At 46.1% G+C, this 19,062-nt stretch carries 19 protein-coding genes; 2 read left to right on the top strand and 17 right to left on the bottom strand.

Annotated features, from left to right (window positions below):
* Window positions 1-3: 3 nt before the first annotated feature.
* The 3 genes from dut to yneA all read right to left on the bottom strand — a co-directional run bounded on the left by dut (window position 4) and on the right by yneA (window position 1,443).
* Complete coding sequence (gene dut / locus HMPREF1493_RS02510) at window positions 4-453, bottom strand: dUTP diphosphatase (protein ID WP_035427613.1); 450 nt, start codon at window positions 451-453, stop codon at window positions 4-6.
* Window positions 453-899: a transcriptional regulator NrdR gene (nrdR, locus tag HMPREF1493_RS02515; protein WP_012808854.1), complete on the bottom strand. Its 447-nt coding sequence runs from the start codon at window positions 897-899 to the stop codon at window positions 453-455. The genes dut and nrdR overlap by 1 nt, the downstream gene beginning before the upstream one ends.
* Window positions 900-996: 97 nt before the next feature.
* Window positions 997-1,443, bottom strand: a complete 447-nt coding sequence (gene yneA / locus HMPREF1493_RS02520) for a cell division suppressor protein YneA (RefSeq protein ID WP_035427616.1) — start codon at window positions 1,441-1,443, stop codon at window positions 997-999.
* 185 nt (window positions 1,444-1,628) lie between these two features.
* Here yneA and lexA point away from each other — a divergent pair, with 185 nt between their 5' ends.
* Together lexA and HMPREF1493_RS02530 are read left to right on the top strand one after the other, a co-directional pair.
* The gene (gene lexA / locus HMPREF1493_RS02525) at window positions 1,629-2,282 is read left to right on the top strand and encodes a transcriptional repressor LexA (RefSeq protein ID WP_035427617.1); all 654 of its coding nucleotides are present in this window, start codon (window positions 1,629-1,631) and stop codon (window positions 2,280-2,282) included.
* A gap of 7 nt (window positions 2,283-2,289) precedes the next feature.
* The gene (locus HMPREF1493_RS02530; protein ID WP_051485227.1) at window positions 2,290-3,054 is read left to right on the top strand and encodes a heparan-alpha-glucosaminide N-acetyltransferase domain-containing protein; all 765 of its coding nucleotides are present in this window, start codon (window positions 2,290-2,292) and stop codon (window positions 3,052-3,054) included.
* On the opposite strand, the gene hflX is transcribed toward HMPREF1493_RS02530, so the two are convergent.
* From hflX to HMPREF1493_RS02600, 14 genes are all read right to left on the bottom strand, one after another.
* On the bottom strand, window positions 3,025-4,338 hold the full coding sequence (hflX, locus tag HMPREF1493_RS02535) for a GTPase HflX (protein WP_035427618.1): 1,314 nt from the start codon (window positions 4,336-4,338) through the stop codon (window positions 3,025-3,027). The genes HMPREF1493_RS02530 and hflX overlap by 30 nt on opposite strands.
* Window positions 4,339-4,384: 46 nt before the next feature.
* On the bottom strand, window positions 4,385-5,323 hold the full coding sequence (gene miaA / locus HMPREF1493_RS02540; protein WP_035427619.1) for a tRNA (adenosine(37)-N6)-dimethylallyltransferase MiaA: 939 nt from the start codon (window positions 5,321-5,323) through the stop codon (window positions 4,385-4,387).
* Window positions 5,320-6,687, bottom strand: coding sequence for a tRNA (N6-isopentenyl adenosine(37)-C2)-methylthiotransferase MiaB (gene miaB / locus HMPREF1493_RS02545; RefSeq protein ID WP_035427620.1), 1,368 nt, complete (start codon window positions 6,685-6,687; stop codon window positions 5,320-5,322). Before miaB ends, miaA begins: the two co-directional genes overlap by 4 nt.
* A 2-nt stretch (window positions 6,688-6,689) precedes the next feature.
* Complete coding sequence (locus HMPREF1493_RS02550) at window positions 6,690-7,013, bottom strand: stage V sporulation protein S (protein ID WP_035427621.1); 324 nt, start codon at window positions 7,011-7,013, stop codon at window positions 6,690-6,692.
* A 27-nt stretch (window positions 7,014-7,040) separates the two neighbouring features.
* Complete coding sequence (locus HMPREF1493_RS02555; protein WP_035427622.1) at window positions 7,041-8,126, bottom strand: ATP-binding protein; 1,086 nt, start codon at window positions 8,124-8,126, stop codon at window positions 7,041-7,043.
* A gap of 3 nt (window positions 8,127-8,129) precedes the next feature.
* Window positions 8,130-9,683, bottom strand: a complete 1,554-nt coding sequence (gene rny, locus HMPREF1493_RS02560; protein ID WP_035427623.1) for a ribonuclease Y — start codon at window positions 9,681-9,683, stop codon at window positions 8,130-8,132.
* A 283-nt stretch (window positions 9,684-9,966) separates the two neighbouring features.
* Window positions 9,967-10,641 (bottom strand): regulatory protein RecX, encoded by a 675-nt coding sequence (locus tag HMPREF1493_RS02565; RefSeq protein WP_035427624.1) that lies wholly within the window; start codon window positions 10,639-10,641, stop codon window positions 9,967-9,969.
* Window positions 10,641-11,729 carry a recombinase RecA gene (gene recA, locus HMPREF1493_RS02570; RefSeq protein ID WP_035427625.1) on the bottom strand — a complete coding sequence of 363 codons (1,089 nt, stop codon included), beginning with the start codon at window positions 11,727-11,729 and terminating at the stop codon, window positions 10,641-10,643. Before recA ends, HMPREF1493_RS02565 begins: the two co-directional genes overlap by 1 nt.
* Before the next feature lie 232 nt (window positions 11,730-11,961).
* Window positions 11,962-12,459 (bottom strand): CinA family protein, encoded by a 498-nt coding sequence (locus HMPREF1493_RS02575; RefSeq protein ID WP_035427628.1) that lies wholly within the window; start codon window positions 12,457-12,459, stop codon window positions 11,962-11,964.
* A 62-nt stretch (window positions 12,460-12,521) separates the two neighbouring features.
* Window positions 12,522-13,127 (bottom strand): CDP-diacylglycerol--glycerol-3-phosphate 3-phosphatidyltransferase, encoded by a 606-nt coding sequence (gene pgsA, locus HMPREF1493_RS02580; RefSeq protein ID WP_035427630.1) that lies wholly within the window; start codon window positions 13,125-13,127, stop codon window positions 12,522-12,524.
* A gap of 13 nt (window positions 13,128-13,140) precedes the next feature.
* Window positions 13,141-14,547: a 30S ribosomal protein S12 methylthiotransferase RimO gene (gene rimO, locus HMPREF1493_RS02585; protein WP_035427632.1), complete on the bottom strand. Its 1,407-nt coding sequence runs from the start codon at window positions 14,545-14,547 to the stop codon at window positions 13,141-13,143.
* Window positions 14,513-15,010 (bottom strand): YajQ family cyclic di-GMP-binding protein, encoded by a 498-nt coding sequence (locus HMPREF1493_RS02590; protein ID WP_035427633.1) that lies wholly within the window; start codon window positions 15,008-15,010, stop codon window positions 14,513-14,515. Before HMPREF1493_RS02590 ends, rimO begins: the two co-directional genes overlap by 35 nt.
* A gap of 48 nt (window positions 15,011-15,058) precedes the next feature.
* Window positions 15,059-16,564 carry a helix-turn-helix domain-containing protein gene (locus HMPREF1493_RS02595; protein WP_035427635.1) on the bottom strand — a complete coding sequence of 502 codons (1,506 nt, stop codon included), beginning with the start codon at window positions 16,562-16,564 and terminating at the stop codon, window positions 15,059-15,061.
* Window positions 16,565-16,566: 2 nt separating this feature from the next.
* Window positions 16,567-19,059, bottom strand: coding sequence for an FtsK/SpoIIIE family DNA translocase (locus HMPREF1493_RS02600; RefSeq protein WP_035427637.1), 2,493 nt, complete (start codon window positions 19,057-19,059; stop codon window positions 16,567-16,569).
* Between the last annotated feature and the right edge of the window lie 3 nt (window positions 19,060-19,062).

Below are 19,062 nucleotides of genomic sequence, written 5' to 3' on the forward strand. Positions count from 1 at the left end.
AAATTATTGAACGCCGCTTGAACCAAAACCGCCTGTACCGCGATCAGTCTGATCAAGCTCATCAACTTCAATAAGCTCTACAACAGGGACCTGTTGAATCACAAGCTGCGCGATACGCTCACCACGCTCAATGTGAATAGTTTCTTTGCTATCAAGGTTAATGGCACAAACCTTAAGCTCACCGCGATAATGAGCATCAATGAGGCCAGGAGTATTTGCCATAGAAAGGCCCTTTTTAAGTGCGAGACCGCTTCTAGGCTGAACAAATCCTGCATATCCATCAGGAATTGCGATAGCTAAACCGGTGGAAATAAGTTTGCGCTCAAAAGGAGCAAGATCAACATCTTCAGCACTTCTAAGATCTAATCCAGCGTCTCCTGTATAGGCGTACGAAGGTAGTTCAACAGTAGGATCAAGGCGTTTAATAGGTAGCTGGATGTCAAAATTGCTCATTAATTCAGGCTCCTTAATTCTGCGCTAAATTCATCAACATCTTTGAAGTCTCTATAGACAGAAGCAAACCTAATGTATGCAACTTTATCGAGCATAACTAGGTTTTTAAGCACAATGCTTCCAAGGTCTTCAGATTTAATCTCGTATTGACCCTTATCTCTAATCTGAGACTCAATACCATCAATAAAATGATCAAGAGAAGCAACAGAGATATCTCTCTTTACTGTTGCAGCAACAAGACCTCTCATAAGCTTCTGTCTATCAAAAGGCTCCTTGTGACCGTCTTTCTTAACAACGGTGATAGGAATCTCTTCTAAGCGCTCATAGGTTGTAAAACGAAACTTACAGGACATGCACTCGCGACGCCTTCTAATAGCATCGTTATTCTCAGATGAACGAGAATCAATAACCTTTGACTCTTCGTGACCGCATTTTGGACAACGCATGGAATCCCCTTTTTTCGTATAAAAGGAAGATACCATTTTACGCAGGTATTGACTGCTATCAACACAGAATTCTGAGAGAAATTTACATAAATATTTACTATTTAGATACAGAAGGAATCTCTAAGGTTTGTCCAGCTCTTAAAAGAGAAGAATCGAGATTATTTCTTTCTCTAATCCAACTTACTTGCTGCTCTGTGGAGACGCCCTCAATTGGGTTACTCTCTGCAATTGACCACAACGTATCATTGCTCTGAACGGTAATTGTTTGTGAAGCGCTATCCATTACAGATGTAGCAAATGAATTAAGGGCAGTTGTGCGAAGGAAGGAAACCGCAAACATCAGAATAAATGATGCGGTAACAATAAGACCTGCAATAAAAGCCTCTTTGTTGGTCAGCGTCTTTACGTAAGAGACTTCCTCACGCTGAGGTGCAACGGAACCCTTCTTTGCGCCGCCTTCAATAACCTTGAATGCAGGCTTATAAGAAGCAAGTGCTGAAGTGCCATTAACCTGATACATCTTTGACTGATACATACGCCTCATATCATTTCCTTCCGTAATAGTTTTTACGGAACTAGTTATATCTAATACACCGGACAAAAAGTCATGTCCGAACGTTTGTACTAATAATATGTAGTACATTTGTTCGTGTCAAGAAAAAATAGAACATTCGTTTGATTAATTTTTAGAACACGTGTATTATTACTAAAAAGAAAAAGGAGGCTCATATGCCAAAGGGCAAACTCAGCAAGCGTCAGGCAGCAATTTATGAATACATCTGTTCATACACAGATCAACACGGCTATCCCCCTTCAGTAAGAGAGATTGGTGCTGCTGTTAATCTTGCGTCTCCTTCAACTGTCCATATGCATCTAAAGGTCCTGGAGCAGTTTGGCCTTATTGATAGAGACCCAAAGAAGCCTCGTACTATGAAGATTGTTCCCCAGGCTTCAAACACTTCTGACGCAGCAAAGCTTGCTCCCGTTACTCAAGACGTAGCTAATAATGTCATTAGTCTTCCTCTTGTAGGACGTGTTGCTGCAGGCACACCTATTCTTGCTGAGCAAAACGTTGAGGAATCTCTATCTCTTCCAACAAGCATTGTTGGAGATTCAAGCTCTTTCATTCTTCGCGTACGTGGAGAATCAATGATTAACGCTGGTATTTTTGATGGCGATTATATTGTTGTAAAAGAGCAGCAAGATGCCCATGACGGAGAAATCGTTGTTGCTCTCATTGATGACTCTGCAACTGTTAAGACATTCTATAGAGAAAATGATCGTATTCGTCTTCAGCCAGAAAACGATTTTATGGAGCCAATCTACGTACAGAATCCTGTTATTTTAGGTAGGGTTACTGCACTTATTAGATCAATTTCATAGTCATACTATGGGTGTGGAATTAGAACAATCCAAAGGTAGAGTAACTTTCTTTGATACTATTCGAGGAATCTCAGTAGTATCAATGATACTGTTTCACTTTACCTATGATTTGTTTTTTATCTCTCAAATTAAGCTTACGTGGTTTACTCCTTTAGTCATGCAAATTTGGGTGCCTTCAATTTCGTATCCTTTCATTTTTATTGCTGGCTGCATGTGTGCTTTTTCAAAAAATTCTTTTAAGCGAGCAGGGGTTTACGGTCTTGTTGCTCTTGCAATATTCGCAGCTACTACCTTTGCAAATATTGATACTCCTATTAACTTTGGAATTTTCTTCTGCATGGCTTCATGCACCTTGGTAGAAGCTCTTATTTCACGTTTCGCTATTCCGCCCAAAGGGTATGCAGCGGCAATTCTTTTTCTTTTGTTATTTGTTATCTGCATTCCAATTTCTGCTGGTCACATTGGTATAGGTAACATAGTTTTCTCGTTACCTAAAGAGTTGTATCAAACACCGTATTTAGCCTGGGCGGGATTTCCTTCTCCATCTTTTTCATCTGGAGATTACTATCCATTGCTCCCCTATTTGTTCTTGTATGTAAGTGGAGCAGCATTTAACAGACAACTCAAGGCAGAAGGCTATCCTAACTGGATGAAAACATTTTCCCTTCCTCTTATAACAGAGATGGGAAAACATTCGCTTATCGTTTATATTTTGCACCAACCAATTTTGCTGCTCATTGCCTTATTCGTCAGTCAGAATATCGTCCTCTGACACCACATAAGGCTCTAAAAGTGCCTGCATATAGGTGTCGGCTTTAACTGACAATAAAAGACCTTCAGCAACGTATTGCTCGTGTAGAAGCTGACATCTCTCGTGAACGGACTTAACAAGAGCGCCTTTGTTAAACGGGATAAGTGCACTAACCACCTTATCACCAGCGCTAGCTATCTCCTGAATTTTATGGAGAAGACCATTAATGCCCGTGCCTTCTTGTGCAGAAATAAATACAGCGTCTGGGTAGAGCGCTTTGAGCATTTGAAGTTCTTGCTCAGAAAGTAAATCAACCTTGTTAAGAACAAGAATTTGATCGCTTTTATCAGCCTCAATATCTTTCAAAATACTACGAACAACTGCGATTTCTTTAGAGAGATTCTTGTCAGTTGCATCAGCTACCAGCAGCAGAAGATCAGCTTCTTGAGCTTCAACCAGTGTAGATTTAAAGGACTCAATCAGATTTGTTGGAAGCTTTTGAATAAATCCAACAGTATCGGTCAGAACAATTTTTCTTCCTTCATCAAGAGAAAGTGCTCTGGTAGTTGGATCAAGAGTTGCAAAGAGCTCGTCTTTTGCGTATACATCTGCTCCAGTTAACTGATTCAGAAGCGTTGATTTACCGGCGTTGGTATAGCCAACCAGAGAGACGCTGAACGTTCCAGAATTCCATCTGGACTTAGACTGAACTTCTCGCCGTTGACCAAGCTGTTTGAGCTCATTTTTAAGAGTTGAAATACGCTTTCTAATAAGACGACGGTCAACCTCAAGCTGACTCTCACCCTGGCCAAAGCGACTACCAATACCACCGCGAGTTTGCTCGCCCACCAGGTGACTCCACATGCCGCGGAGCCTTGGAAGTACGTACTGAAGCTGTGCGAGCTGCACCTGAAGACGGCCCTCTTTGGTACGTGCATGAATACCAAAAATATCAAGAATAAGCGCTGTTCGGTCTATGACTTTAACAGGCTCGCCAAGCAATTTTTCTAGATTAGATTGCTGAGACGGCGTGAGCTCATCATCAAAGATGACCACGTCAGTGCTAGTGTTTCTTACCAGGGAAACAAGCTCTTCCGTTTTGCCCTTGCCGATAAACGTTTTTGGAATGGGTGAGTCAAGTTTCTGTGTTAAACGCATAAAGACTTCAGCACCATCGGTTTGTGTGAGGCGCTCAAGCTCGTCCATTGATTCTTCAAGCGACCAATCGCTTTTACCACAATCAACGCCTACAAGAATTGCTCGTTCAACTTTAGGAGCGGTATCAAATGGAACAAAACGACCCATAAACTCCCCATCTAAGACAAGGTAAATACATTAGTTTTGATGCGTCTTACTGGCATTGTACGTCAAAATGCTGTGCAAGAATCAGCTTGAGGGCTTCCTCAGGCGAAAGCTGATCCATATCAAGCCACCTGACTCGGCCATCTCGTTTAAGCCAAGAAATCTGGCGCTTAGCATACTGCCTGGTGTGCTGCTTAATAAGCTCACATGTTTGCTCAAGCGGCTGCTCGCCGGCAAAATACGCAAAGAACTCTTTGTAGCCAATAGCCTGACCAGCCGTGCAATTCTCGGAGAGACCGGCCTCAATAAGCGCCTGAACTTCTTCAACAAGCCCCTGCTCAAACATAAGATCTACTCGCTGGTTAATTCGCTCATAAAGACGCTGACGATCCATCGTAAGACCCCATATCTGGGCATCAAAGTACGGTGAATGAGCCTTTAAGCCCTCATGATGAGTTGCATACGACTTGCCTTCTTCCAAGAGCTCTAAAGCCCTTACAACGCGTCGCACGTTATTTGGATGGATAAGTTCTGCACTTGCTGCATCTTTAGTGGCGAGAAACTCGTGTAAGCCCTCAGGTCCAAGCTCTTCTGCAAGCTTTTCAAAACGGATTCGTACAGGAGACTCAATTGACCCAGAAGGAAACTCCATCTGATCAATAATCGAATCAAGATAGAGACCGGTACCACCACAAAAGATAGGCGTTTTACCAGCATCAATGAGCTTATGAGCTTCTGCGCGCGCCGCAGTCTGGAACATCTGAACAGAATATTCTTCTGAAATGTCGGCGCAATCTACCATCAAAAGAGGAACTTCTCGCTCTTCAACGGGAGTTTTTGCAGTGCCGATATCCATGCCACGATAGACCTGCATTGCGTCAACAGAAATGACAGAGGTCTCAAGCTTCTTGGCAACAAGCTCGGACAATGAGCTTTTGCCTGAAGCCGTGGGACCTACAATACAGATTACCGAGCCATGAGAGCTCATCGCGGATCAGACTCCATAGTTCCACGCAGGTACCAGGTACGAGCCTCATCAATATGAACATCAACAATTTTGCCGATAAGATCTTCTGGTGTATAACCCTCTGGCAGATTGAAGTGCACTGTTTGGTTCTTCTCGCTATGTCCCACCATAACAGAATCGTCACGCTTGGAAGTGCCTTCAACAAGAACTGCCTGAGTAGTATTCAAATCTACCTGGTTAGCGTCATGTGCCTGCTGAGCAACAAGCTCGGCAAGTCTGTCAAAGCGCTCCTGAATGACCTCGTGAGGCGTGTTGTCCTCGTACTTTGCCGCAGGAGTTCCTGGACGCTTAGAGTAAATAAAGGTGTACGCAGAAGAGTAACCAGCCTCTTTGACCAAAGAAAGCGTATCTTCAAAGTCTTCCTCGGTCTCTCCTGGGAAGCCCACAATAATGTCAGTTGAAAGCGCCAAACCTGGAATGGCCGCGCGAAGGCGAGAAACCACGTCTAAGTACTCTTCTCGTGTATAGCTGCGGTTCATCTTCTTGAGAATGCGTGTAGATCCGCTTTGAACCGCAAGATGAAGGTGAGGCATGACAGCTGGAGTTTCTTTCATAGCTGCAATAGTCTCATCAGTAAGATCTTTTGGATTTGACGAGGTAAAACGAATGCGCTCAACACCTGTCTGACCAACCGCACGTAAAAGCTCCGCAAAACGAGGCTTGCCGTAAAGGTCGCGTCCATACGAGTTAACGTTTTGTCCAAGCAGAGTAATCTCACGAACACCATCTGCGACAAGGCGCTCGCACTCACCAATAACAGCCTCAAAGGTACGGCTGCGCTCACGACCACGAACGTAAGGAACAATGCAATACGTGCAGAAGTTATTACAGCCAGTCATGATAGGTACCCAAGCGTGATACTGCTGAGCACGGTTACTTGGCAGGTCTGTGGAGAAGCCCTTACCTTCCTCAGAGGTATCTACAGCAACACGGTCATTCTCGCCCCTAAATGCGCTGGTGAGAAGTGCTGGCAGGCTTGCGAGAGCGCTGGTACCAAACACAACGTCAACGGCCGGAACCTTTTCACGGAGCTTCTCGCCATCACGCTGAGCAATGCAGCCGCCAATAGCAACAATACGCTTGCCTGATGGAGGCGTTGGAGCGCTGACCATCGCAGAAGCCTGACCATAAAGACGCTGATCGGCATTCTCGCGAACGCTACAGGTCATGAAGATGACAATATCTGCGTCGTCGGTATCTGAAACCTCATTGCAGCCACAAGCCTCAAGCAGACCAGAGACTCGCTCTGTATCGTGCAGATTCATCTGGCAGCCAAAAGTTTTGATGTGATATGTTTTTCCTACGAGCTCGGAATTTTCAATCATGCTTAAAGTACCTCGTTATACTCAGTGGAACTAACAGCCGGAGTCTGCGTATCAGGGGCAGACAGTGTATGGACATAAATGGCAATTTTAATTGCAGTTCTACTCTCCCCTGCAATTTCGATATCAGAAAATGTTGGAGCACAGGTGATGTCCAGGCCGCAAGGAATCAAAAATCCGCGGGCAATAGCAATGGCCTTGATACCCTGGTTAACCGCACCCGCACCAATGCACTGAAGCATAACAGGCTCATTATCTTTAACCAGTCCCGCAATAGCTCCTGCTACAGAAGCAGGTGAAGACTTACTTGAAACTTTAAGCAAACCCATGAGTGCTCCAATTATTGTGCGTTTGTTCTACTCTTGCGACTCAATATCAAAAGTCACAACAATTTTGTTTTTACTTACACGAACACGAGGCTCAGACGTCAAAGAAACGTAGTATTTCTCGGACAACTCAGCAAAACTCTGCTCCATTTTTCGAGAAAAGCTGCTGATATCAGCTTTGCTCATCTTGAGGCCTCGGTGGTCTTTCATCAAATCAATTTCGCGAGAAACCCCTTCAGGTTCAACAGTGTGGCTGACCTGTGCATACACACTACGCAAAGGCTTAATCTGCTCAGCAATAATTCTATGAGCAGTTCTATCTGACATTGAAAGACCAAGAGACTTACAAACCTCAGAAAGCTCTGTTGCATCCGCTGCGGCCCTGAAGCGCTCGAGAACAGGAACGTTCTCAAAGCCTTCAACAAATAGCAGGTCAGCGATATCAAGCGTCTGTGCAATTCTGCGACGAGCAGTAGCTGCAACCTCTGCAGCAGAGCCCAGCATTACCTCACACGAGCCTTTGACCTCAAGCGCAAAGTCACAGCAGGTACGAATAATGTTATGAGGACCTTTAACGGTTGTTTTGATTCCATCCTCATTCAAACCACAAGTTGGCCAAGTAGACTGATCTACTCGCTCGGAAATTTTAGTAGTGTCTACCACAATCTGAATAACAGAACCAAGTCCCGGAGCAGAAGCCACAACCTGGGCTGATTCACAATTTTCTTTGATGGAGTAAAGAGCCATGCCTCGGCCATGAATTCCCCAACGGTCCATATGCATGCTCTCAAGCTTTGAAGTTACACGAGCTTCAAAGATTTTCTCCTGCATGTCTTTTGGAATACCCTGACCATCATCAAGTATGGTGATAGTTCTGAGCGCACCCTCTTTTGAGGTTGCAACATAAATGTGACGAGCACCAGCATCGCGAGAATTGCGTAAGAGCTCGATAACAATATCTTCTACCGAACGAATATCATGCTTTGCCTGTCTACGCTCTGCTTCTGCTACGCGTAAACGAACGTACCCCGCGCCGAGGGATTCCTCGACACGGAGTGCGCGCTCACCTCCCATGGAGGCGACAAAACCTGTTAAGTCAGTAGAAGTGGCTGCCATAAATTACTTAGCAACGTCTACAGCACGAGACTCGCGAATAACAACAACGCGGACCTGTCCTGGATATTCCATCTCATCCTCAATTTGCTTAGCAATATCGTGAGCAAGAACAGTTGCCTCGGAATCGCTAATCATCTGAGGCTCAACCATCACATGAAGCTCACGGCCAGCCTGCATTGCGTAAGTACGCTCAACACCCTCGTGCGCATTAGAGATAGCCTCAAGCTTCTCAAGACGCTTGATGTAGTTCTCAGCGGACTCACGACGAGCACCAGGACGTGCAGCAGAAATAGCGTCTGCAGCCATAACAAGCATGTCAAGCACGGTGTTTGGCTCAATGTCTGCGTGGTGAGCCTCAATGGCGTGAACAATCTCAGGACGCTCACCATGACGACGAGCAAGGTCTGCACCAATTACAGCGTGTGGACCCTCAACCTCGTGGTCAATTGCCTTACCAAGGTCATGAAGCAGACCGGCACGCTTAGCTGGAGCAGGCTCAAGACCAAGCTCTTCAGCCATGATGCCGCAAAGTACTGCAACCTGAACAGAGTGAGCAAGAACGTTCTGACCGTAAGAAGTACGGTAGCGAAGCTTACCAAGAGTTTTTACGATCTCTGGATGAAGATCGTGAATACCGCAATCAAATGCAGCCTGTTCACCAGCCTCAAGGACACGCTCGTTAACAAGGGCTTCAGCCTTCTTGTAGAGCTCCTCAATACGTGCTGGATGAATACGACCGTCTGCAATGAGGTTCTCAAGTGCAACACGAGCGGTCTCACGGCGGACTGGATCAAAACTTGAAAGAACTACAGTCTCTGGAGTGTCATCAATAACAAGAGAAACACCAGATACCTGCTCGAAGGTACGAATGTTTCTACCCTCACGTCCAATAATCCTACCCTTTAGATCATCAGATGGGATATGGACGGAAGTTACTGTAATCTCAGAAGCCTGATCTGCAGCGACACGCTGAATAGCGGTAGAAATAATCTCACGTGCAGTTTTATCTGCCTGTGCACGAACGCGCTGCTCAGACTCACGAAGAATCATAGCCTCATCGCGAACACTTTCAGAACGGACTCGAGCCAGAAGCTCATCATGAGCCTCATCTTTTGTAAGAGCTGCAATGCGCTCAAGCTCTTGAGACTGCTGAGAAACAAGAGAATCCAAATCGTTCTTACGACGATCAAGCTGGCCCTGAAGGCTGGAGAGCTGATGCTCACGCTTCTCTAGTGCATCAGTACGGTGATCAAGGGACTCTTCACGCTGAAGAATACGATTCTCCATGCTACGGAGCTCACTCTTACGCTTTTTCTCATCTGCCTCTGCTGCCTGCTTAAGCTGAAGAACTTCTTCTTTAGCCTCAAGAACAGCTTCTTTTTTAACTGTTTCTGCCTGGCGAGCTGCTTCAGAAGCAATACGATCTGCACTAGTCTGAGCATCTTTTAACTGCTGTTCTGCAGTTTTAATCTTTGAATTACTAATGTTAGAGAGTACGCCGTATGCAAGGCCTACTCCCACAAGAAGGCAAACAATGCCTACCGCTGCTAATTCCATACCTACTCCTCAAATGGCGATTACAAAAGTGTTCAGGAGACTTTAGACACAACAGTATCTAAAGAACCCGCCATGAGCAGGGTTCATTGGCTGGTCATGCCACATTCAGAGATAGATCAAATGTATGAGATACCTACTGTATACGTGACGCTGGTTGCCCAGCGGAAATGAGCCTATTCACGGCATATTTATCGTATAGAGCATTGTAACTTTTGTCAATAAATAGCAGGTAGGAAAAGTAAAGTACATCAATCCAACAGACTTATAAGCTAAGCAAATATATTCATTCAGATGTGGCGTTTTCATCCAAAATCTTTTTAGCAACAGATGATGCTATAGAAAATGAATATCCCTTTGTGGCCAGAAACCTGACAAGCTTCTCATAATCATTTTTTCCCGACAGGTGTTTTCTCTGGGCCAAAGAATACGCAACTTCAAATTCATCCACATCAGAAAAATAAGCGTCAGGCCATCCAGGGAGAGTCTCAACTTCAATCCCTTTTTTAGAAATTTCAGTTTTAATTTTAAGAGGACCCCAGCCTTGCGAAATTTTAGAACGTATATAAACGTCTGCAAAACGACTGTCATTAACCAAACCAACTTCAACAGCCCTCTGCACTGCAGGGTCTCTTACATTCTTCTGATAGCCATCAAGCATGAGCTTTTTTTGAAGCTCAGCTGTAGAGTAGTCCCTTTTTACAATCAAAGCCTCAATACGAGCTATAATGCACTGCGTTGAAATCTCTTTTAACTCATACAGAAACTCATTACGAGAATAAGGTGTAAAAACACCATCTTTCTCTTTGTTCTGAAGAGCGCGAGCTACTGTTGGAGGGATAAAGAATTCCTCCGTCCCTCCAACTTCAGTTTCTAAAAGTATCTTTGCCTTAGGCTTTGCCTGACCTAGAACTGCCTGTTTCTTTTTTGGAAGCTCAATCGTCCAAGAAATTTCTGACATTATTCAGCAGAATCTTCCGTTGCAACTGGAGCGCCAACTTCAGAATCTTCATCAAATACAAGGCCACAAGCAACTCGTACCTTGTGATCAATCTCTTCCATGAGATCTGGATTGGCAGTAAGGAAAGATTTAGCTGCTTCTCTACCCTGGCCAAGACGCTCACCTTCATAGGTGAACCAAGCTCCAGACTTATTGACAATCTCAAAATCAACAGCCATATCAAGAATGGAGCCCTCTTTGGAGATGCCTTGACCGTACATAATGTCAAACTCAGCAACCTTAAAAGGCGGAGCAACCTTGTTCTTTACAACCTTAACGCGAACACGGTTACCAACGTTTTCTCCGTTAACCTTAATGCTGTCAACGCGGCGAATATCCATACGGACAGTAGAGAAGAACTTAAGAGCCCTACCACCAGAAGTGGTCTCTGGGCTTCCAAACATAACGCCAATCTTCTCTCTAAGTTGGTTAATGAAAATACAAAGCGTATTAGACTTTGAAAGAGAGCCAGCTAACTTACGGAGAGCTTGACTCATGAGACGAGCCTGAAGACCAACGCTAGAATCGCCGATCTCTCCCTCAATCTCTGCACGAGGAACAAGAGCAGCAACAGAGTCTACAACTACAACATCAATGGCGCCTGAGCGAACAAGCATGTCACAAATTTCTAGAGCCTGCTCACCAGTATCTGGCTGAGAAATTAAAACATCGTCAATATCAACGCCAATACGAGCCGCATAACCTGGGTCTAGTGCGTGCTCTGCGTCAATAAAGGCAACAACACCACCTAGCGCCTGAGCTTCTGCAAGAATTTCTAGTGAAAGTGTTGTCTTACCAGAGGACTCTGGGCCATAAATCTCTACGATACGGCCGCGAGGAACGCCGCCAATACCCAACGCTGCATCAAGAGCAAGTGAGCCAGTTGGAATAGCCTGAATATCAAAGGCAGGACCACCCTCGCCTAAACGCATAATAGCGCCTGCACCAAATTTCTTCTCAATCTCTGCAGTGGTTGAGGAGATAACCTCATCTCTCTCATCACCAGTAGTACGAGCTTTGATCTCTTTTGAAACTGCCTTTTTAGCCATGAATACTCCTTGCTCTTTCTGATACCACGATAATATAAGAACAGACGTTCTATGTCAACGTCAAACATATACTCTATAGAGGGAATTTGTCTGATTTCTTTCCTTTATTTTTCCGCTCTTGAGCAGTTAATTTTTTCTTAATTACAAATTTGACTGTATAAGTCCTGCATAGCCGCAGAAATTAAGAGACTCAAAACAAACTAGTTTTGAGCCTCTCTATTAAAATCGAATTTTAAGCCTTCACAATTGCTTCATGAATTAATTGTAAAGCCTGCAAAACAGCAGCTTCTCGCACCTGTTCTCTATTACCAGAAAAATGTTTGCAGACCGTATGGGTAAAGTTTTTGCTGTTAATGCCAAACCAAACTGTTCCAACTGGTTTACCAGGCTCTTCTCCTGTTGGTCCTGCTATTCCTGTAACTGAAACTGCAATATCTGATCCAATAACGTCTCTAACGCCCGAAGCCATTTGAGCTGCGCAGGGCTCAGAAACAGCGCCAAGAGACGGTTCATCAAAAATGTCTTTTGAAACGCCTAATACCTTTTGCTTAATCTCAATGGTATAGCTTACAACAGAGCCCTTAAGTACGCTTGATGATCCAGAGATGGCTGTAAGAGCACCTGCAACAAGTCCTCCCGTACAAGACTCGGCTGAAGCTACGGTAATACCTGATGCAAGGGCATCTGAAATAACACTTTGAGCTTCTTTGAGAACTTCTTCAGAGAACATGGTCTTCCTTACTTTTAATAAGATTTGATACAAAAGCGGCGCCTCAGAGAGACGCCATCTTGTTAAACTTCAGCAATGTATTGCCACGACTTTACAAAGTAGTCAATTCCTGACCAGGCCGTTAGAACTACTGCAACCCACATAGATGCGTTGAAGATAAAGAGCAAAACGTCCTGAATCATTCCACCAGGAATACTTGGCAAGAAGAGTAAACCGCAGATAGCAACCATAGTTGTTGCGGTCTTCCACTTACCCAAGTCAGAAGCTGCAATAACAACTCCCTTTGAAGCAACAACCATCCTAAGGCCTGATACCAAAAACTCTCGTGCAACAATCACTAAGAGCACCCAAGGAGAAACCATATGCCACTCTAGAAGTACAAAAAGAGCTACAACAACAGCGAGTTTATCGGCAATTGGATCTAAGAACTTGCCAAAGGTAGTAACTTCATTTCTACTACGGGCAAGGTAACCATCAAGCTTATCGGTCAAAGAAATGACAACATAGCCGATAAAAACAAGAAAAGCTCCAAGTTTAAAACCAGGTGTTGCCAGAGAATCTGCCAGAGATACACCTAAAAGCTGCGCCAAGAGAAGCCAAAAGGGCACTAAGACCACACGAGCACAGGTAACAATATTTGCAGGTGTCCAAATTGTCTTTGATGACATGACCTATCCCCAACTAAGCGGTTTTCTCGCCAGACTGTGTGTCTGTAGTGTCTACAATTTCGCCAATCATTTCATAGCAGAATGAATCTACCAGGTCACAAAGGACAATATCTCCGACTGCGGCCTCTCCCTCTGCAATGTGAACAGCGCCATCACAGTCTGGAGCCTGGAACCACGTGTGGCCAATAAGCTCAGTGCCTTCGTCGGATTCTTCAATTCCGTCGATAATGACCTCGCAGCGCTCGCCAACGTGACGGGCAGTTGCCGCAAAGCCAAGCTGCTCTACAAGGTCAAGCAAGCGCTGAGTACGCTCAATTTTTACCTCATCTGGAACCTGATCAGACATCTTTGCACCAAGAGTTCCCTCTTCTGGTGAATAGGTAAAGACGGATGTGTAATCAAACTCCTGCTCCTGAATAAAGTCGTAGAGCTCATCTGATTCATCATCTGTCTCGCCTGGGAAGCCACACATTCCCGTAGTTCGAAGAACCATGCCAGGAATCTCAGTTCTGAGGCGATCAAAAAGCTCACGAAGCTCCTGTGTAGAGCCAGAACGACCCATGCGCTTAAGAATGCGCTCGTTGCAGTGCTGAATTGGAATATCAATGTAAGGAAGAACCTCAGGTGTATCGCGAATAGTGCTGATGAGCTCATCGGTCATACCTTCTGGCTGCAGATACAAAACACGAATCCATCCCTTATAAGGACGAACTACCTCAGCAACCTGCTGCATAAGCTTGGCAAGCGTTGGAGTCTGACCATCTGCTGTATCAGGCATATCCGAGCCCCAGATACCGGTGTCCTGGCCAATCAGAATGACCTCACGAACACCACCTTCCATCAGCTCATGTACCTCTTGAAGAATCTCTTCAGCAGGCCTTGAGTGATAGTGACCACGAATGTACGGAATGGCGCAGAAGGCACAGAATCTATCACAGCCCTCGGAAATCTTTACAAATGCACTGGCGCCATCAATGGTGCGCAGCATTCCATGGGCAGCAACAATTGACTGCGTAGGCTCAGGGATATTCAGAACGTCTGCAACAACGCTGACAATGCCATCTTCTTGATCTGCCGGAACAAACGCAGCAACTTCAGGAAGCTGCTCGTTAAGCTCTGCGCCATACCTGGAAGGAACGCAGCCACACATAATAATGGGCAGCTTACGCACTCCCTCAGAAGCGCCTTCGGCAATCTCAAGGGTAGTCTCAATAGACTCTTCTGTTGCAGAAGCCAAGAACGAGCAGGTATTGATAATTGCAACGTCTGCTGACTCTGGGTCTGCAACTTCACCAAAACCAGAGGCCAAAAGACGCGCACGCATGCGGTCTGTATCAACCTCGTTTTTAGCGCATCCTAACGTGATGTATAGGACGTTATAGCCCCTATCGATAGTTGTTGAACTGGAGGGGCTGGCCATAGTCTTTCTCCTTAAGGCTTGCAATCACAGACTGAAGAACATCGCGAGAAGCACTAGAAACACGCAGCTTATCGCCCTCAACGGTTGCCTTAGCCTTAACTTTCATATCACGAATATCTTTAGCGATCTTCTTGGCAGTCTCCTGGTCAATACCAGAAACAATAGAGCCAATCTGACGCACGGTAGAACCTGCTGCAGGAATGGGGTCTCCCCAACGAATAACAGTCAGATCAATTCCGCGCTTTACCAGCTTGGAGCCAAGAACATCCCTAACCTGAGATGCAACAAAATCTGCAGGCGCCTCAATAGTGAACTTACCCTCTTTCTTAGAGAGCTCAAGTGTTGCACCAGAATCCTTAAGATCGTAGCGCTGAGTTAGCTCACGAGCTGCCTGCTGAAATGCATTATCAACTTCCATCATGTCTACTTCAGACACAACGTCAAAGCTTGATTCTTTAGCCATTTCCCCTCCGTATTACCTGGGCGAGAAGAACTTCTCGCCCCATGGCGTTTAGTTGCTTGAATTGCTGTTGGAATTCTGGTTGTTAGTGGTGCCAGAAGTTCCACCGGTAGTACTTGTTGACGTGCTGTTTGTTTGAGTTCCAGAAGCATTTGCTGCAGTACTGTCAGCAGGCTTAGTGCCCTGAATGGTCAAGGTACCAATACCAGAAGCATTTGCGTCAAATGGCTTAGCAGTGCCATTAACGGTAACTGCAACTGCGCCAGGTGTACCTGCAAGAACGTTCATGGAATCAGTGACGGTGTATGTCTGAGACCAAGGACCAGTAATTGCATCAGCCTCAACACTCTTACCATCAACAGTAATCTCAACCCAACTGGTCTGACCATCTGCAACAGTAACCACTACGGTAGTCTGCTTAGGAGTCTCTTCCTTCTTTGGCTCAGTTGTAGTGGTGCTCTTAGAAGCATCAGTTGAATCCTTCTTAGAGGTGTCCGTGTTGCTATTTGTAGTAGTGGAATTCTTTGAAGAATCAGTTGTTGAATTATTAACGCTTACTGTCTTTGTTGTAGTAGGTGTAGTACGAGCTGTCATGCAGGAACGAACGCTGAACAGCAAAACGGCAGTAATAATCACAACAACAAGAGCAAACACAGTGGCAATAGTGCGTCCTGTGTCAGAGAAGTAATTCTGAAGTGCTCCCATAACACCTGGTCTTTGAGGAGCGCGGCGCTGTTGGGCGGCGGCGCCAGATGGCTGGCGACGGCGAACATTAGGCCTATCTACCTGCGCGATATTTCTTGATCCACGACGACCAGAAATAGTTGATGCACGCTCGTAAGGAGCAGTTACATTGTCATAGCGAAGGTCATCAGTGTAATCGCTTGGAGCAACAGTTCTTCTGGTTACATCGTCTTTGTAAGCTGGAATGCTAACACCTGCAATGCCTACACGCTTGCGCTGAACGCCACCGCGCGTACGGCTTGCCATAGTCTTCTGACGAGAAGCTTCTTCAATTCCAGCATTGTAGGCATGACCTGTGGCGTAGCGAGAATACGAGTAGCCGCCAGCATCCTCCTCAGATGCCTGAGCACCCAGAGGTACACCAGTTTGTCTGGAGCGAACACCAGACGTGGTTGCAAAGGCGCCCATATCGCCAGCTGGTCCTCCCGATGTGGGGAGAAGGCCGTGGTACTGTACATATGCCTTTGGCCTGCTACCAGACTCGTTTACGACGTCATAGCCCGCAATGCCACGACCAGACTGGGTGTCTCGCGTACGACGACGCAACTCATGAGAGTAGGTGCCGTTTTCAAACTCATAGCTCTCTTCCTGGAAGAGGTCTACGATCTCACGCGGATTAAGTCCTAGGTAGCGAGCATACGAAGAAAGCATGCCCTGAGCATAACCGCTCTGAGGCATATTCGTAAAATCGCCTTCCTCAAAAGCAATAAGTGCCTGCTCCTTGAGGCGAAGAATCTTTGATGCTTGAGTGATAGAAAGCCCGAGCTGACGTCTACGTTCTACGAGCATCTCACTAAAACGAGGGCGTGGCATGCTTACTCTACCTCCCTATAGGCAGCGTCTTGAACTTTGAGCTCTTCAAGAGCATCTTTATCGATAAGAACTTCTCGAGGCTTTGATCCGTTAGCTGGGCCAACAACACCTTTTGCCTCAAGCATATCCATAATTCTACCAGCACGAGCATACCCAACGGAGAGTGCTCTTTGCAAACTAGATGTAGAACCTAGCTGAGAATCCACAATAATGCGCGCAGCTTCCCAAATGAGTGGGTCGTCTGCCTGTGCCATACCACCAACTCCGCCAACACCATCAGCCTGTGTTGGCGTTGCAACGGTCAAGATGTTGTCGTGATATTCGGCCACGCGCTGAGTGCGGATGTACTTAACGGTCTCCTCAATCTCCTCGTCAGAGACCCAGCAACCCTGTGCACGATTAGGCTTCTTACCACGAAGTTTAACCAGCATGTCACCCTTACCCAGCAGCTGCTCAGCGCCCTTTTGGTCCAGAATAATGCGGGAGTTCAAAGAGTTATCAACTGAGAGCGCAACACGGTTATCGATATTTGCACGAATCAAACCGGTTACAACATCTGCAGAAGGACGCTGCGTTGCAACAATCAGGTGAATACCTGCAGCACGACCAAGCTGAGCAATACGGACAATGGAAGACTCAACGTCTTTGCCAGCAACCATCATGAGGTCAGCAAGCTCGTCGATGACAATGACAAAGTACGGCATGTGCTTTGGAGGATTCTCCATATCAGCGTACTTATCGCCATCAACATTTCTGTTGTACGTCTTAATGTCACGCACTTTGTAGTGCTCAAATACCTTAAGGCGGCGCTCCATCTCGGTGACGCCCCACTGAAGCGCACTTGCGGCCTGCCTTGGCTCGGTAACAACTGGAACATACAGGTGAGGAAGACCAGCGTAACCCGTAAACTCAACGCGCTTTGGGTCAACCATAATCAGGCGGACCTGCTCAGGAGTTGCGCGCATGAGCATAGACATAACAATGGCGTTGAGCAGGACAGACTTACCAGAACCAGTGGTACCTGCTACCAGCAAGTGAGGAAGACTTGCAAGGTCAACAACAATTGGCTTGCCCTCAGAATCGCGACCAAAAGCGCACTCAAGAGGACCGCCCTTTGCAAACGGAAGAACGTCAGCCAAGTTGACTGCCTGGGCTTTCTCGTTAGGAATCTCAATGCCGACTAGAGAAGTTCCAGGAATTGGTGCAAAAATACGAACAGACTTTGCCGCAAGTGAAAGCGCAATATCGTCCTCAAGATTGGTGATCTTGTTGACGCGCTCACCCTCGCCCATCGAAATCTTAAACGTAGTGACAGAAGGACCCGCAGTCCAACCAACTACCTGGCTGGAAAGGCCAAACTCCTCAAGCGTAGCCTGGAGTCTCTGAGCAGTAGCTTCAAGCTCATCATCGCTTACGGCAGAAGTGGCCGAGTTCTTGTTTGTCTTCAGAATGGTAAATGGTGGCAGCTCATACGACTCATCGTTGTCGCCTGGCCTTTTAAGCTGGTCAGGTGTGGCGAGAAAATCGGGTGTCGTTTTAGCTTTGCTCTTAGGTTTAGCCTGTTTTGTTGTAGGAGCAACATCAGCTACAGAAACATCGTTTTTCTCGACAACTGCATCATCTGGCTGGTCTTTCTTCTTAGAGCGCAGCTTATTCTTAGCCTTATCAATGAGCGTAGTAGGAGCATCTCCTGCGTCCTCTTGCGCCTCTTCTTCCTCATAAAGACGGGCGTCACGCTTAATGACAGAAGTCTTGCGATTGCCCAGATAGGTGGTCTCCCCTTCACCGGTCTCGTCAAAGAGAGAAGACTGGTTGTTTGCGCCACGTCTACCCTGCTTCTTTGCAGGCTGTGGAGCATTTGCGGCGTAAAGTGCCTCTTCTTTTGCAAGAGCACGCTCTTCTTTACGGTAGCGATGATTCTCACGCGCTTCATCCAGGCGGAAGCTTACGCGCTCAACCATGTCAGAAATAGAGAAGCCGCAGATAACAACACCGGCAATAATAAAGCCAATCAAAAGTACATTGCCCACCACGCGGCCAACAAAGCGCAACAAAACCCAAGCAATACCGCCGCCCACATAACCGCCGGCAGCCTCTAGAACTTTTGTGCCCAGAAGCATATCTGGAGCAGCCTCGGCACCTGGGAAGTTAAGTGAAATAAGAGCAAGAGCAGCAAGAACGTCCAGCGTTAGACCAATAGCAATACGCGTTGAGATTCCCTGATCATCACGCATAAAGAAGGTCATAGCAAAGACAAATACTGCAATGGGAAAAAGTAGTGCTCCCGTACCAAAACAGAGCTTGAGTCCATGACCCATTGCGCTGGTAATAACAGCGTTAGTAGGGACAATAATGGACAAAAACAGAGCAATTGCAACCACTGCAAGAACAACACCAATGATATCGTTCTGCAGTGGGCTCAAGCCTACTGCCTGTGCAGAAGCGGCGTTTCTAGAATTTCTTTTTGCTGCGTTTGAGGTGCGTTTAGAGGGCATTGG

Origin of the sequence: Atopobium sp. ICM42b (genome assembly GCA_000564995.1) — a bacterium.
In the GTDB taxonomy this organism is placed as follows: Bacteria; Actinomycetota; Coriobacteriia; order Coriobacteriales; family Atopobiaceae; genus Lancefieldella.